At 71.1% G+C, this 14,914-nt stretch carries 13 protein-coding genes and 1 riboswitch; of the genes, 8 read left to right on the forward strand and 5 right to left on the reverse strand.

Going from position 1 to position 14,914, the window contains the following annotated elements:
• Positions 1–115 precede the first annotated feature (115 nt).
• From DEU32_RS00860 to DEU32_RS00880, 5 genes are all read right to left on the reverse strand, one after another.
• The gene (locus DEU32_RS00860) at positions 116–1,402 is read right to left on the reverse strand and encodes a hypothetical protein (protein ID WP_114848946.1); all 1,287 of its coding nucleotides are present in this window, start codon (positions 1,400–1,402) and stop codon (positions 116–118) included.
• Positions 1,403–1,476: 74 nt separating this feature from the next.
• Complete coding sequence (locus DEU32_RS00865) at positions 1,477–1,731, reverse strand: hypothetical protein (RefSeq protein ID WP_058741970.1); 255 nt, start codon at positions 1,729–1,731, stop codon at positions 1,477–1,479.
• A complete protein-coding gene (locus tag DEU32_RS00870; RefSeq protein ID WP_058741971.1) occupies positions 1,728–2,210 on the reverse strand; it encodes an FBP domain-containing protein in 483 nt (160 codons plus the stop codon). Before DEU32_RS00870 ends, DEU32_RS00865 begins: the two co-directional genes overlap by 4 nt.
• A 39-nt stretch (positions 2,211–2,249) precedes the next feature.
• Complete coding sequence (locus tag DEU32_RS00875) at positions 2,250–2,987, reverse strand: M56 family metallopeptidase (protein ID WP_114848947.1); 738 nt, start codon at positions 2,985–2,987, stop codon at positions 2,250–2,252.
• Between the two features lie 13 nt (positions 2,988–3,000).
• Complete coding sequence (locus DEU32_RS00880; RefSeq protein ID WP_114848948.1) at positions 3,001–3,399, reverse strand: BlaI/MecI/CopY family transcriptional regulator; 399 nt, start codon at positions 3,397–3,399, stop codon at positions 3,001–3,003.
• Positions 3,400–3,494: 95 nt separating this feature from the next.
• Positions 3,495–3,597, forward strand: a riboswitch (glycine riboswitch).
• A gap of 169 nt (positions 3,598–3,766) precedes the next feature.
• Between DEU32_RS00880 and gcvT the strand changes: the two genes are divergently transcribed.
• From gcvT to DEU32_RS00920, 8 genes are all read left to right on the forward strand, one after another.
• Complete coding sequence (gcvT, locus tag DEU32_RS00885) at positions 3,767–4,870, forward strand: glycine cleavage system aminomethyltransferase GcvT (RefSeq protein WP_114848949.1); 1,104 nt, start codon at positions 3,767–3,769, stop codon at positions 4,868–4,870.
• Between the two features lie 4 nt (positions 4,871–4,874).
• Positions 4,875–5,252 carry a glycine cleavage system protein GcvH gene (gene gcvH, locus DEU32_RS00890; protein ID WP_114848950.1) on the forward strand — a complete coding sequence of 126 codons (378 nt, stop codon included), beginning with the start codon at positions 4,875–4,877 and terminating at the stop codon, positions 5,250–5,252.
• Positions 5,249–8,173 (forward strand): aminomethyl-transferring glycine dehydrogenase, encoded by a 2,925-nt coding sequence (gene gcvP / locus DEU32_RS00895; protein WP_114848951.1) that lies wholly within the window; start codon positions 5,249–5,251, stop codon positions 8,171–8,173. Before gcvH ends, gcvP begins: the two co-directional genes overlap by 4 nt.
• A 370-nt stretch (positions 8,174–8,543) precedes the next feature.
• Positions 8,544–10,178, forward strand: coding sequence for an ABC transporter substrate-binding protein (locus tag DEU32_RS00900; RefSeq protein ID WP_181819153.1), 1,635 nt, complete (start codon positions 8,544–8,546; stop codon positions 10,176–10,178).
• 229 nt (positions 10,179–10,407) lie between these two features.
• Positions 10,408–11,337: an ABC transporter permease gene (locus DEU32_RS00905; RefSeq protein WP_114848953.1), complete on the forward strand. Its 930-nt coding sequence runs from the start codon at positions 10,408–10,410 to the stop codon at positions 11,335–11,337.
• A complete protein-coding gene (locus DEU32_RS00910) occupies positions 11,327–12,277 on the forward strand; it encodes an ABC transporter permease (protein WP_114848954.1) in 951 nt (316 codons plus the stop codon). The genes DEU32_RS00905 and DEU32_RS00910 overlap by 11 nt, the downstream gene beginning before the upstream one ends.
• A complete protein-coding gene (locus DEU32_RS00915; protein WP_114848955.1) occupies positions 12,274–14,016 on the forward strand; it encodes an ABC transporter ATP-binding protein in 1,743 nt (580 codons plus the stop codon). The genes DEU32_RS00910 and DEU32_RS00915 overlap by 4 nt, the downstream gene beginning before the upstream one ends.
• Positions 14,017–14,075: 59 nt before the next feature.
• Positions 14,076–14,582, forward strand: a complete 507-nt coding sequence (locus DEU32_RS00920) for a PH domain-containing protein (RefSeq protein WP_058741980.1) — start codon at positions 14,076–14,078, stop codon at positions 14,580–14,582.
• Positions 14,583–14,914: the final 332 nt, after the last annotated feature.

Below are 14,914 nucleotides of genomic sequence, written 5' to 3' on the forward strand. Positions count from 1 at the left end.
ACATCGAACCAGCGCGCGGGGCTGGTTCGATGTCGGATCGGTGGTTCGACACCGACCGACACCGACCGACACCGACCGTCACCGACCGCACCCGCACGGCGCCGACCACGCGCCGTCAGCCCACGCAGACGGACCGGACGCGCAGCGACAGCCCCTCGGCGGTCCCGCGGATGTCCGCGCTCGCGACGCCGTGCGGTGCCGGGTCGTCGGCGGTCCACTCGTCGAGTCCCATCGCCCGACCGCTCATCGCCAGTCCCGCGGCGGTCCAGGTCGCCGTGACCCGGTCGAACGGCACCTGCGCGTCCGGGTACCGGCTGTAGACGGGCACGAGGACGGTCGCCACGGCCCGCGTGCCCTGCTCGTTCCCCAGTGCCTCCCGACCCACCGCGCAGGGCTCGACGGTCGTCGTCACCGTGGCGTCGACCCCGGTCCGCGCCACGGACTCCGCCGCGAGGGACCGCACGGCCTCCGTCTCGGCGCTGACGTCCGCCGACACCCACGGCAGCGCCGGACCCTCGAGGTCCTGCGGCTCGGCGGAGCCGAGGGGGAGTCCGAGCAGACCCACGATCGTCGCACCGGTGCCGTCCGGCCCCGTCAGCGAGAACGCGGTGCGCGGGGTCACGCCGTCCTGGGCCGCCTCGTCCCGGGTGCCGGCGAGCACCGTCGCGGTGCCGCGCGGATCCGGGACGGCCGCGCGCAGGAAGGGGCGAGCGGGTCCACCGCGGTCGGTCCGGTCGTAGCGGGTCCCGACCTCCGACCGGACGTCGCGGGCTCCGGCCTGGTCGAGCGCTGCGAGCAGGGCGGCTCCGGGGTGCAGCGCGTCGACCTCGACCGAGGAGTCGCCCGCCACCACCGTCACGGTGCGGTCCCCGGCGTCGGTCCGGACCCGGCGGACGGTCTCCGTCCACGAGGGCAGGGCGTCCGCCTCGACCCGGGTGCCGTACCGGTCCGCGTCGACAATCCGGACGAACGACTCGGCGCGGAGCCGTGCCGCCGTGTCGACCAGGTCCGGGTCGACCGGGTCGACGACGACCGCGGCGCGACCGTCACCGGCGGGGACGGTGAGCCCGACGACGAGCGTCGTGCCGGGCACGGGTGACGGCCCCCGGTCCGACACCACGCCGCGCACGGCAGCGGCCACGTCGAGGTCGCTGGTCCGGGCACGCACGTCGACACGGGCGAGCCAGTGCGTCGGGTCGTCCTTCGCGTCGACCTGGTCGACGTCGCCCTCAGCCCGGGCGACGCCGGGCAGCGCACGGAGGTCGTCGAGCAGTGCGGCGAGCGCGTCCTCGGACCCCTTCGGCGACGGCGTCTCGAGGAACCCCCGGGTGCATCCGCCGAGCAGCAGCACCGTCACCAGGGCGAGCAGGGTGGCGAGGACGGTCGGCCGGATGGTGGTCACGGGCTGACCCTAGGAACAGCGCGCGGCCGCCAGCGGATCGTCGCCCCGCACTGTGCCCGGGGACACAGAGTCGGTCAGCCCGGTGGCAGCACCGCCGCCCGCTGGTCGCCGAGCTCGTCCTCCCGCCAGGGCCGGGCACCACGGAGCGTGAGCCCGAGCTGCACGAGCACGAACCCCACGTGCGGTTCGACGTCCGGGTCCCAGGCGCCCTCGACCCCGAGGCCGAACGCCCCGAGCTCGTCGTCGGCCTCGTCGCGCAGGCTCAGGCGCCAGCGGCCGTCACCGAGCTCCTCGACGACGGCCCAGCGAGCGGTGTCGAAGCGGCTCACGCGGTCTTCGCGACGTCCTCGGTGAAGTTCCGCACGCGCTGCTGCAGCGCTTCGCCGCGCATGGCGATCGTCGCCGGCGGGTTGAGGTGCGGCGGCGCGGTGCGGATGAGCATCGAGCACCCGAGGTCCTCGCAGATGTACGACCCGATGGTGTTCCCGTTGCGGCCGGACTCGCCGGCGCGCGCCGCGGAGAACAGGCGGACCTGGGTCGCGGGCTGCGGGGAGTGGCAGAACGAGCACATGGCCGCGATGCCGGGGCGGAGGGAGCCGCCGGCGGAGCGCACGACGATCCCGACGGGGCGGTCGTCGATCCAGGACACGATGTACCCCCGGCGCGCGGCCTGCGGGTCGCGCCAGCCGAGGAACTCGCGGTCGTCCCAGAGCATCTCGTGCAGCCCCGGGATCGGGAGCTGCTCGAGCTCGTCCGGGGTGGCGTTGACGAACGACGAACGGATGTCTGCTTCGGTCAGTGGCTTCACGGTGCTTGTCACCCTATGCCTCGCCCCCGACAGACGCCGTCACCCCAGCCTGGAGGCACGGATCGCTCCGAGCGCGCTCGTCCCGTCCGCCACGAGCACCGCCCGGCGCAGCGCGTCGCGTCCGACGCGACGTGCCGCCGCGTCGTCCGCCGCGAACTCGACGAGGACGCGCGTCGAGCGCGCCATGGCGCGCGCCCCGGGCACCCACGGGACCGCACGCTCGATCGACTCGGCGACCGCGACCGCCCACGCGTGGTGCTGGGTCAGGTGGGCGCGTTCGTGGGCGACCACCGCCTCCAGTTCGTCCGTCCGCAGCAGGTCCGCGAGCCCGGTGCTCACCAGCACCCCGCCGGACCTGCCGGGGACCGCGCACGCCAGTGCGTGGTCCGCCTCGACCAGCGCGACGCGCGTGCCGACGATCTCGCGCTGCGGTGCCGCGCCGGACCGTATGGCGTCGCGGACGGCCTCGTGCTCCGCCCCGGGGCGGACCCGCACCGCGACGACGAACGCGAGCACGCCGAGCAGGGCGACCCCGAGGTTCAGGCCGTGCGTGGGGGAGTCGCCGAGGCGCAGCGGATCGGTGAGCGGGCGGTCGGTCAGGACGACGAGGGCGATGCCGACCACGAAGCCGACCACGCCGAGCAGGACGGCGACCGACCACGAGACCAGGGCGGTCCGGGGGTGGTCGATGGTCCAGGCCGAGCGGGTCAGGACCCGCGGCGCGACGACCACCACGACGAGCGCGAGGGCGATGAGGGCGACTCCGGCGACGACCACGGGCGGCTCGGGATCAGGAGCGGGCTCGGGCGTCGAGGGCGCGGCGGAGGACGTCGAGGTCGTCCGAGGCGAGCGAGCCTGTGAACTGCAGCAGGGCGGCCTCGCGGTCGGAGGCGGCGGCGAGCGCGTTCGACATCAGCGAGGCGGTCTGCTGCTCGCGGCTGTGCGCGGCGCGGAAGGTCAGGGGCGCGTCGTCGTGCTCCTGTCGGTCCACCTGGCCCTTGCGGCCGAGCCGGTCGAGCACGGTGAGGACCGTGGTCAGCGCGGGGCGCGGCTCGCGGAACGCGTCGAGGACCTGGCGGGCGGTGAGCCCGGCGTCCGCGTCGGCGGCCCTGTCGTCGTCAGCGGCCCACAGCGCCTCGAGCACCGCCTGTTCGAGCTGCCCGCGGGGGCGCGATCGCTGTCCTGCCACCGGTGCATTCTACGAGACGTCGAAGCCCCGGCTGCGACACATGCCGGAAACGCGGTGTCGGTACACTCGGCACCGGACAACTGAACACCGGCCGCTCATCCGTCGCGGGAGACGTCGTGCGGTGCCCACGGGCACGCGCGACACCGAAGGAGCAATCCCCCCCCGCCAATCTCTCAGGTCCCACACCGCAGCGGACAGGCCACTCTGAAAAGCAGACGACGTGCCCCCGCCGGGTGGTCCGCCGTCTCGCCCACGGTGAAAGCCGCCGGACCTCACGGGCCGCGGTGAAACTCTCAGGCCCATGACAGAGGGGGAGTTCCGCCCGACGATGGCCGTCGGGTCCTGCCGATGCCAGGAGAACTCCCTCATGCGTTCCTCGCCACTCGAGTCCGCCCACGAAGCCGCGGGCGCCTCCTTCACCGACTTCGCCGGGTACCGGATGCCCGTGCGCTACTCCTCCGACCTCGCCGAGCACCACGCCGTCCGCACGGCCGCGGGGGTGTTCGACCTCTCGCACATGGCCGAGGTGGGGGTCACCGGTCCGCAGGCGGTGGCCTTCCTCGACCACGCGCTCGCCGGCTCCTTCGGCGCGATGCCGGTCGGCCGGGCGAAGTACTCGTTCCTGCTCGCCGAGGACGGCGGCATCCTCGACGACCTCGTCATCTACCGCACCGGCGAGGACGTGTTCCTCGTCGTCGCGAACGCCGCGAACCGGTCCGTCGCCGTGGACGCGCTGACCGCCCGCGCCGCCGGGTTCGACGTCGCGGTCTCCGACGACTCGGACAGCACCGCGCTCGTCGCGATCCAGGGGCCCGCCGCCGCCGGGACGCTCGACGCGCTCGTCGTCGCCGACCGCCTGCAGCCGGAGACGCCGCTCGACGAGCTCCGGTACTACCGGGTGCTCCACGCGCTGTTCGACGGCGCCGAGGTCCTCGTCGCCCGCACGGGCTACACGGGCGAGGACGGCTTCGAGATCTACAGCGACACCGACGTCGCGACGGCGATCTGGGACGCACTCCTGGACGCCGGCGCCGACCGCGGTGTCGTCCCGGCGGGGCTCGCCGCGCGCGACACGCTCCGGCTCGAGGCCGGCATGCCGCTGTACGGGCACGAGCTCGACACCACCGTGCGTCCCGCCCAGGCCGGACTCGGCCGGGTCGTCGCGACCTCGGGCTCGTTCGTCGGGGACGCCGGTGTGCAGCCCGCCGACGACGCCCCGGTGCTCGTCGGACTCGTGACCGAGGGTCGTCGCGCTCCCCGCGCCGGCTACGACGTGCTGCACGACGGCACCGTCGTCGGGACCGTCACCTCCGGGGCGCTCTCCCCGACGCTCGGGCACCCGGTCGCGATGGCCTTCGTCGACCCGGCCCTCGCCACCGAGGGCACCGTCCTCCACATCGACGTCCGCGGGACCGCCGTCCCCAGCACCGTCACCCCGTTCCCCTTCTACCGCCGCACTCCGAGAGGCTGAGCCCGTGACCGACCAGACCGCACTCCAGTACACCGCCGACCACGAGTGGATCCTCGTCGAGGGCGACACCGTCACCGTGGGCATCACCGACCACGCCGCCGAGCAACTCGGGGACGTCGTCTACGTCGAGCTCCCCGCCGTGGGCACCACCACGACCGCGGGTGAGCAGATCGGCGAGATCGAGTCCACCAAGAGCGTCGGCGAGCTCTTCGCGCCGATCGAGGGGCAGGTCATCGCGGTGAACGACGCCGTCGTCGACGCCCCCGACACCGTGAACCAGGACCCCTTCGGCGCGGGCTGGCTCGTCAAGCTCAAGGTCGACGGGACCTCCTTCCCCGAGGACCTCATGGACCACGACGCGTACCGGGCCTCCATCGCATGACGACCGCCGACCAGAACCTGCAGACGTCCTTCGCCGACCGTCACATCGGCACGACGGCCGCCGACCAGCGCACCATGCTCGAGACCGTCGGGCAGCCGTCGCTCGACGCGCTCGTCCGCACCGCGATCCCTGAGTCGATCCACGCCGTCCCGGTCACGCACTCCGCGATCCCCGCTGCGGTCGGCGAGACCGAGGCCCTCGCGGAACTCCGTGCCAAGGCCGGGCGCAACACCGTCCGCCGCGCGATGATCGGCCTCGGCTACCACGGCACGCACACACCCGCGGTGATCCAGCGGAACGTGCTCGAGAACCCGAGCTGGTACACGGCCTACACGCCGTACCAGCCGGAGATCTCGCAGGGCCGGCTCGAGGCGCTCATCAACTTCCAGACGATGGTGTCCGACCTGACCGGTATGGCGACCGCGGGCGCGTCGATGCTCGACGAGGGCACCGCCGTGGTCGAGGGCATGCTCCTCGCCCGCCGCGCGTCGAAGGTCAAGGGGGACGCGTTCCTCGTGGACGCCGACCTGCTGCCGCAGACCCGTGCGCTCCTCGACCACCGTGCGGACGCCGTGGGGATCGCCCTGCGCACCTTCGACGCGGTCGACGGCCCCACCGACGAGCAGCTCGACGGCGCGTTCGGGGTCGTCCTGCAGTACCCCGGAGCCTCCGGACGCATCGTCGACCCGACCGCCACCATCGAGCGCGTCCACGCGGGCGGCGGCATCGCGGTCGTCGCCGCGGACCTGCTCGCCATGACGCTGCTCGCCAGCCCGGGGGACCTCGGCGCCGACGTCGCCGTGGGCACGAGCCAGCGCTTCGGCGTCCCGCTCGGCTTCGGCGGCCCGCACGCCGGCTACCTCGCCGTCCGTGCCGGTCTCGAGCGCCAGCTGCCGGGCCGACTCGTCGGGGTGTCCTTCGACGCCGACGGACAGATGGCCTACCGCCTCAGCCTGCAGACCCGCGAGCAGCACATCCGCCGCGAGAAGGCGACGAGCAACATCTGCACCGCGCAGGTGCTGCTCGCCGTGATGGCCTCGATGTACGCCGTCTACCACGGGCCCGAGGGGCTGCGCTTCATCGCCGACCGGGTCGCCCGGACGACGACGGCGCTCGCCGACGCGGCACGTGGTGCCGGACTCCAGGTGGTGCACGAGGCGTTCTTCGACACCCTCACCCTCCGCGCGCCGGGTCGGGCCGGTGCGATCGTCGACGCCGCCCGGAGCGCCTCGTACCTGCTGCACCGCGTCGACGCCGACACCCTCCAGGTGTCCGTCGACGAGACGACCACCCCGGACGACGTGACGGCCCTCGCCGTCGTGTTCGGTGCCGTGGACGCGACCGTCCCCGGGACGGAGACCGCCGTCCGGGACGCAGCCACGGGCCTCCCGTCCGCCCTGCTGCGCAGCAGCGAGTACCTGACGCACCCCGTCTTCAGCGCGCACCGCAGCGAGACCCGGATGATGCGGTACCTGAAGCACCTGTCCGACAAGGACTACGCGCTCGACCGCGGCATGATCCCGCTCGGCAGCTGCACGATGAAGCTCAACGCGGCGACCGAGATGGCGGCGGTGACCTGGCCGGAGTTCGCGAACGTGCACCCGTTCGCCCCGCGCGAGGACGTCGCGGGGTACCTCGACATGATCGGCGACCTCGAGACCTGGCTCGCCGAGGTCACCGGCTACGACACCGTCTCGCTGCAGCCCAACGCGGGCAGCCAGGGCGAACTCGCGGGCCTGCTGGCGATCCGCGGGTACCACCGGTCGAACGGCGACACCGAGCGGACCGTCTGCCTGATCCCGTCGAGCGCCCACGGCACCAACGCGGCGTCGGCGGTGCTCGCCGGGATGCGCGTGGTCGTGGTGGCGTGCGACGACGACGGCAACGTCGACCTCGACGACCTCCGCGCCAAGACGGCGCAGCACGCGGACACGCTCGCGGCGCTGATGATCACCTACCCGTCCACCCACGGCGTCTACGAGCACGACATCCGCGAGGTCTGCGACGCCGTGCACGACGCCGGCGGTCAGGTCTACGTCGACGGCGCGAACCTCAACGCCCTGCTCGGGCACGCGCGCTTCGGCGACTTCGGCGGCGACGTGTCGCACCTGAACCTGCACAAGACCTTCTGCATCCCGCACGGCGGCGGCGGCCCCGGTGTCGGCCCGGTCGCGGCGAAGGCGCACCTCGCACCGTTCCTGCCCGGCCACCCGATGGCCCAGCAGGACGACCGTCGGACCGGCACGACCGCGGAGGCGGCCGACGGGCGCCTCGCGCATGCCGGCGGTCCGGTGTCGTCGGCGCCGTACGGCAGCCCGAGCATCCTGCCCATCACGTGGACCTACGTCCGGATGATGGGGCTCGAGGGGCTGACCCGCGCGACCGAGGCTGCCGTGCTCGGCGCGAACTACGTCGCGGCACGGCTGCGGGACGCGTTCCCGGTGCTCTACACGGGCGCCGACGGGCTCGTGGCGCACGAGTGCATCCTCGACCTGCGGCCGCTGCGCGACAGCACGGGCATCACGGTGGACGACGTCGCGAAGCGGCTCGTCGACTACGGGTTCCACGCGCCGACGATGTCGTTCCCGGTCGCCGGGACGCTCATGGTCGAGCCGACCGAGAGCGAAGACCTCGCCGAGCTCGACCGGTTCGTGGACGCCATGCTCGCGATCCGGGCCGAGGCGGCGGCCGTCGAACGAGGGGAGTGGCCGGCGGACGACAACCCGCTCGTGCACGCCCCGCACACGGCCTCGTCGGTGATCTCGGGGGAGTGGGCGCACGCCTACACCCGGGAGCAGGCGGTCTACCCGCTGCCCGGCATCAGCGCGCGGAAGTACTGGCCGCCGGTGCGTCGCATCGACCAGGCGTACGGGGACCGCAACCTGGTGTGTGCGTGCCCGCCGATCGAGGCGTTCGCCTGACCGTTCCCCCGATCCAGCAGAGCAGGTAGCGTGTGCCCCGTCCGGTCCGTCCGGGCGGGGCACGCGTGCGTCCGGGTCCGTCCCGGCGGCCGGAAAGGTCGGAGCGCTCCACGTCCCGCGGCGTCGCGGTTCGCTTGCACACCGCTGTGCGCTCGTGCAACAACTTCGTTGCAGAAGCAACAATCCGGCATCGGGTTCGTGCGAGCGCGCGAAACTTGCATCCTCCCGCAACGATCCTGCGACTTGGTTTCCGATTTGTAACCGATCTCCGCAGGGTTTGGTCGGTGGTCTCGGCACTGCCTACAGTGCAATGACACGCGCGCCCGGCAGCACCTCTGTGCCTGGCGCGTCCCATGCACCAGGAGGAACCTTGATCAAGAAGCGCGCTGGGCTCTCCGCCCTCGCCGTGCTCGGGGCCACAGCACTCGCCCTGACCGCCTGCTCGTCCAACGGCAGCAGCAGCAACGGTGGTGACTCGGGCTCGACGAACGCGTCCGGCATCGTCACGACGAACGGCAGCGAACCGCAGAACCCGCTCATCCCCTCGAACTCCACCGAGACCGGTGGCGGCAAGATCGTCTCGTCGATCTTCGAGGGCCTCGTCTCGTACGACGAGAAGGGCAAGCCGGTCAACGAGGTCGCGAAGAGCATCACCACCGATGACTCGAAGACCTACGACATCAAGCTGAACACCAACTACACCTTCACCAACGGCGAGAAGGTCACGGCTGAGTCGTTCACGAAGGCGTGGAACTGGGCTGCCCAGTTCTCGAACGCGCAGGGCGCGAGCTACTTCTTCGAGAACATCCAGGGCTACGACGCCGAGAAGGACTCGGAGCTCACCGGACTCAAGGTCAAGAGCGACGACGAGTTCACCGTCACGCTCAACTCGCCGCAGTCGGACTTCCCGCTGTCGCTCGGCTACTCGGCCTTCATGCCGCTGCCCTCGGAGTTCTACAAGGACACCAAGGCCTTCGGTGAGAACCCGATCGGCAACGGCCCCTACAAGCTCGACGGTGACAAGGCCTGGACGCACAACCAGTCCATCAAGCTCGTCACCAACAAGGACTACGAGGGCAAGCGCAAGCCGAAGAACGGTGGTCTGACGATCACGTTCTACACGACCCCGGACACCGCGTACGCAGACGTGCAGGGCGGCAACCTCGACGTCCTCGACGCGATCCCGGACAGCGCCTTCCAGACCTACAAGTCGGACTTCCCCGACTCGAACGTCAACCAGGCCGCGGCGATCTTCCAGGCGATCTACCTGCCCTACTACCTCGACCACTGGAAGGGTGAAGAGGGCAAGCTCCGTCGCGAGGCGATCTCGATGGCGATCAACCGCAAGCAGATCACCGACAAGATCTTCGACGGCACCCGCACCCCGGCCAAGGACTTCACCTCCCCGGTGATCTCCGGCTGGAACGGTGATCTCAAGGGTTCGGACGTCCTCGACTACAACAAGTCGAAGGCCAAGGAGCTGTGGGCCGAGGCCGACAAGATCTCGCCCTACAACGAGACGCTCACCATCTCGTACAACGCCGATGGCGGTCACGAGGCGTGGGTGACCGCGGTCACCAACTCGATCTCCAGCACGCTGGGCATCAAGGCGCAGGGCAACGCGATCCCGACGTTCCAGGAGGCCCTGGACACGCAGAAGAACGACAAGCTCACGGGCGGTAGCCGCACCGGTTGGCAGGCCGACTACCCGTCGCTGTACAACTTCCTCGGCCCGACCATGGGTGAAGGTTCGTCCAGCAACTACTCGCGCTACGACTCCACCGAGTACAACGACCTCCTCGCGAAGGGCCGTTCGGCCTCCTCCGTCGAAGAGGGCAACAAGTACTTCGACCAGGCCCAGGAGCTGCTGTTCCAGGACCTGCCGGAGATCCCGCTCTGGTACGCCAACGTGACCGGCGTGTGGTCGAACGACAACGTCACCAACGTCAAGTTCGGCTGGGACTCGGTGCCGCTGTACTACGACATCGAGGTCAAGAAGAAGTAACGCGGGTCTCCTCGGAGACCCACCGCGAGCAGGTATCCTGCTCCGCGACCACCGGACGGGGGTCCGGGGACCGAACGGTCCCTGGGCCCCCGTACCACGGCGGCAACACCTTCCCCCACCACCGCGGGCGCCGCCGCCCGCACCGGACTCCCGTGCCGACCCGCGGACCGTCCACCCCTCACGACATGAACCAGAACGACATGCGCGCCGCGCAGGACCGAGCGATCTGATGCTCTGGTACCTCGGCAAGCGCCTCCTGCAACTCATCCCCGTGTTCTTCGGGGCCACGTTCCTCATCTACTTCATGGTCTTCTCGCTGCCCGGCGACCCGATCGCCGCGCTGTTCGGCGACCGCCAGCCGTCGCCGCAGGTGATCGAGCAGCTCCGGCAGCAGTACAACCTCGACAAGCCGTTCATCGTCCAGTACCTGCTCTGGATCGGTGGCGTGTTCAAGGGCGACCTCGGCGTCACGTACTCGGGCCTGCCGGTCTCGCAGCAGCTCGCGGCCGCGTTCCCGATCACCGCTCGACTCGCGATCCTCGCCCTCGTGTTCGAGGCCGTCGCCGGCATCGTCGTCGGTGTCATCGCTGGTCTGAAGAAGGGCAAGTGGTTCGACGCCACCGCGCTCGTCGTCTCGCTGCTGCTCATCTCGGTCCCGACCTTCGTCGTGGGCTTCCTGCTGCAGTACGTCTTCGGCATCCAGCTCGGCCTGTTCCGGGTCACGGTGTCCGGTCAGGCGCCGTGGTCGGAGCTCGTGCTCCCCGCGATCGTCCTCGCCTCCGTGTCGTTCGCGTACATCGTCCGCCTGACCCGGGCGAGCGTCGCCGAGAACATGAGCGCCGACTTCGTCCGCACCGCCACCGCGAAGGGCCTCCCGCGTCGTCGTGTCGTGGGCGTGCACATCTTCCGCAACTCGCTCATCCCCGTGGTGACCTACCTCGGTGTCGACATCGGCAACCTGATGGTCGGCGCGGTCGTGACCGAGGGCATCTTCAACATCAGCGGTGTCGGTGGCACGGTGTTCCGGGCCGTCAAGCTCGGCGAGGGACCCACGGTCGTGTCCTTCGTCGCCGTGATGGTCATCATCTTCATGCTCGCCAACCTCCTGGTCGACCTGCTCTACGCCGTCCTGGACCCGAGGATCCGCTATGCCAAGTAACGCCGAGTCCCGTTCCGCGACGCACTACGTCGCGCCGATCGAGGAGACGCCGCTGCAGGCGGTCGACCAGGTCAACGAGGACGAGAAGACCCGTTCCATCTGGACGGACGCATGGGACTCCATGCGCACCCGCCCGACGTTCTGGATCTCGTCCGTCCTCATCCTGCTCGTGCTGGTCGTCGCGATCTTCCCCGGCCTGTTCACGCACGTCGACCCCCGTGCGGCCAACCTCGACTTCAGTGACGAGGGTCCGCGCCCGGGACACCCGCTCGGGTACACCCGACAGGGCTACGACGTGTATGCCCGCGTCATCTGGGGTGCGCGCAACTCGGTCATCGTCGGCCTCGTCGCCACGATCCTCGTGTCCGTCGTCGGCATCGTGATCGGCGCCCTCGCCGGGTTCTACGGCGGCTGGCTCGACACGATCGTCTCCCGCATCGGTGACATCTTCTTCTCGATCCCGACCATCCTCGGCGCGATCGTGATCATGTCCGTCATCCCCGCGCGCAACGCCCTGACCGTGGCCCTCGTGCTCGCGGCCTTCGCGTGGCCCCAGATCGCCCGCATCATGCGCGGTGCGGTCCTCAGCGCGAAGCAGTCCGACTACGTGATGGCCTCGGCCGCCCTCGGCGTCAGCCGCTTCACGACGCTGGTCCGTCACGTCATCCCGAACGCGCTCGCTCCGGTCATCGTCGTCGCGACCGTGTCCCTCGGTTCGTTCATCGTGGCCGAGGCGACCCTGTCGTTCCTCGGCATCGGGCTGCCGCCGTCGGCGCTGAGCTGGGGTCTCGACATCGGCACCGCGCAGACGTCGATCCGCACCAACCCGTCGACGATCTTCTGGCCGTCCGCCGCCCTGTCCATCACCGTGCTCGCGTTCCTCCTCCTCGGTGACGTGGTCCGCGACGCGCTCGACCCGAAGGCGAGGGCCCGCCGATGACCGAGACGCTCACCGACCCCACGACCAGCCGTCCGACGAACCCGGGGACGCCGCTCCTCGAGATCACGGACCTGCAGGTCGGGTTCAAGACGCAGAGCGGGTTCGTCCAGGCCGTCCGCGGTGTCAACTTCACCCTCGAGCAGGGCGAGCGCCTGGCGATCGTCGGCGAGTCCGGTTCGGGCAAGTCGACCAGCGCCCAGGCGGTCATCAAGCTCCTCGCCGGCACGGGCGAGGTCACGGGTGGCTCGATCAAGTTCAACGGGCGTGAGCTCGTCGGGCTGTCCGACAAGGAGATGTCCGAGATCCGCGGGAAGGAGATCGGCTACGTCCCCCAGGACCCGATGTCGAACCTCAACCCGCTGTGGTCGATCGGCTTCCAGGTCGAAGAGGCGATCAAGGCCAACGGCATGGCGACCGGCAAGCACGCGATCCGTGCCCGCGCGGTCGAGGTGCTGCAGGAGGCCGGTCTCGGTGACGCCGCGACCCGCCTGAAGCAGTACCCGCACGAGTTCTCCGGCGGCATGCGCCAGCGCGTGCTCATCGGCATCGGCCTGTCGAGCCGCCCGAAGCTGCTCATCGCCGACGAGCCGACCTCGGCGCTCGACGTCACCGTGCAGCGCGTCATCCTCGACCACCTCGAGACGCTGACGCGGGACTTCGGTACCTCCGTCCTGTTCATCACCCACGACCTCGGGCTCGCCGCAGAGCGCGCCGAGAAGCTCGTCGTCATGTACAAGGGCCAGGTCGTCGAGTCGGGGCCCTCGAAGGAGATCCTCGCCAACCCGCAGCACCCGTACACGCAGCGCCTCGTCGCCGCGGCACCGTCGCTCGCGAGCCGCCGCATCCAGTCGAAGGTGCAGCACCAGCACGTCGACATCGCGGACGCCGGCAGCGAGGACGACGAGCTGATCGCCCGCGCCCAGGAGCGCGAGCACCAGCCGGCGAAGGACCTCATCGTGGTGAAGAACCTCGAGAAGGTCTACAAGCTGCGCGGCAAGAACCTGCAGACCCGCGAGCTGAAGGCCGTGGACGACGTGTCCTTCGCGATCCCGAAGGGCACCACCACGGCGCTCGTCGGCGAGTCCGGTTCAGGCAAGTCCACCGTGGCGAAGCTCGTCCTGCAGCTCGAGTCGATCACGAGCGGCACGGTGCAGTTCGACGGCATCGACATCGGCGCGCTGAAGGGCAAGGAGCTCTTCGACTTCCGCCGCCGCGTGCAGCCGGTGTTCCAGGACCCGTACGGCTCGCTGGACCCGATGTACAACGTCGGGAACACGATCGCGGAGCCGCTCGCCACGCACAAGGTCGGCGACAAGGCCAGCCGCCGGGCCCGCGTGCTCGAGCTGCTCGACCAGGTCGCCCTGCCGAAGTCGATGGTGAACCGCTACCCGAACGAGCTCTCCGGTGGTCAGCGCCAGCGCATCGCCGTGGCCCGTGCCCTCGCGCTCAAGCCCGAGGTCATCGTGCTCGACGAGGCGGTCTCCGCGCTCGACGTGCTCGTCCAGGGCCAGATCCTGGACCTGCTCACCGAGCTGCAGACCGAGCTCGGCCTGACCTACCTCTTCATCACGCACGACCTCGCCGTCGTCCGCCTCGTCGCGGACAACGTCTGCGTCATGCGGAAGGGGCAGATCGTCGAGAAGGCAACGACCGACGAGGTCTTCGCCGCGCCGAAGGAGCAGTACACCAAGGACCTGCTCGCTGCGATCCCGGGCGCCGGGTTCGAGTTCGGGCGCTGATCCTGAGCGGTACCGAGGCCGGACGCACCGCCGTCCTCCGCGCTGGGCGCGGGGGAGCGGTGGCGTCCGGCCTCGTCGCGTTGCTGGGCCTCTTCCTGCTCGGCGACGCCGCGGTCCGGGGGAGCTGGGACGTCGTGCTCACCGCCCTCGGCCCGCTCGCCGTGCTCGTCTGGGCGCTCTGGGTGCTCACCTTCCGTCCGTCGATCCGACTCGACGACGACGCGCTGACCGTCGTGAACCCCCTCCGTGAGACCCGCGTGCCGTGGGGCGCGGTGGCCGACGTCCGCCTCCGCTGGCAGATCGTGGTCGAGACCACCGAGGGCCGCACGGTCTCCTGCTGGGGTGGCCCGTCGCTGCCTCGCCCGAAGCCCGCGCGCCGAGGCGAGCCGCGGACGCTGCCGCAGCCGGTCGAGATGTCGGTGCTGCTCGACCGCTGGGCGGAGCGCCGCGAGGCGGGTGCCGCCGGTGGCCTGGTCGTCCGCGGATGGGACCGACTCGCGTTGCTCGTCGGCGCGGCGGCCGTCGTCCTCCTCGCGGTCTCCCTGGTGAGCGCTGCGCTGCGCTGACCCCGCCACCCACCGGCCTGGAGGCGCGGCACCAGCCCCGCCACGCGCCTCCCGTCCGTCGCGCACGCACCCCGCGCACCGCAGCCCGCCCGTCTCTCGCGCGCCCTGCCGAGCGGGCCGTTCCCGCGACGCGCCGCGCACGCCCGGCGCGGATGCCGCCCGCTCGCGCGGCGCCGCACGGACCCGTCGGCCGAGCGGGCGGAAGGTGTCACCCGTCCCGGCGAACGTGACGCGTACTGCCCGCTCGCGTGCCCGGGCGGTCGCGTGCGTCGAGCGGGCGGGATGCGTGGGGAGGGGAGCCGCTGACGCGCGGATCCCGCCCGGTCGCGACG

Origin of the sequence: Curtobacterium sp. AG1037 (genome assembly GCF_003349855.1) — a bacterium.
In the GTDB taxonomy this organism is placed as follows: Bacteria; Actinomycetota; Actinomycetes; order Actinomycetales; family Microbacteriaceae; genus Curtobacterium; species Curtobacterium citreum.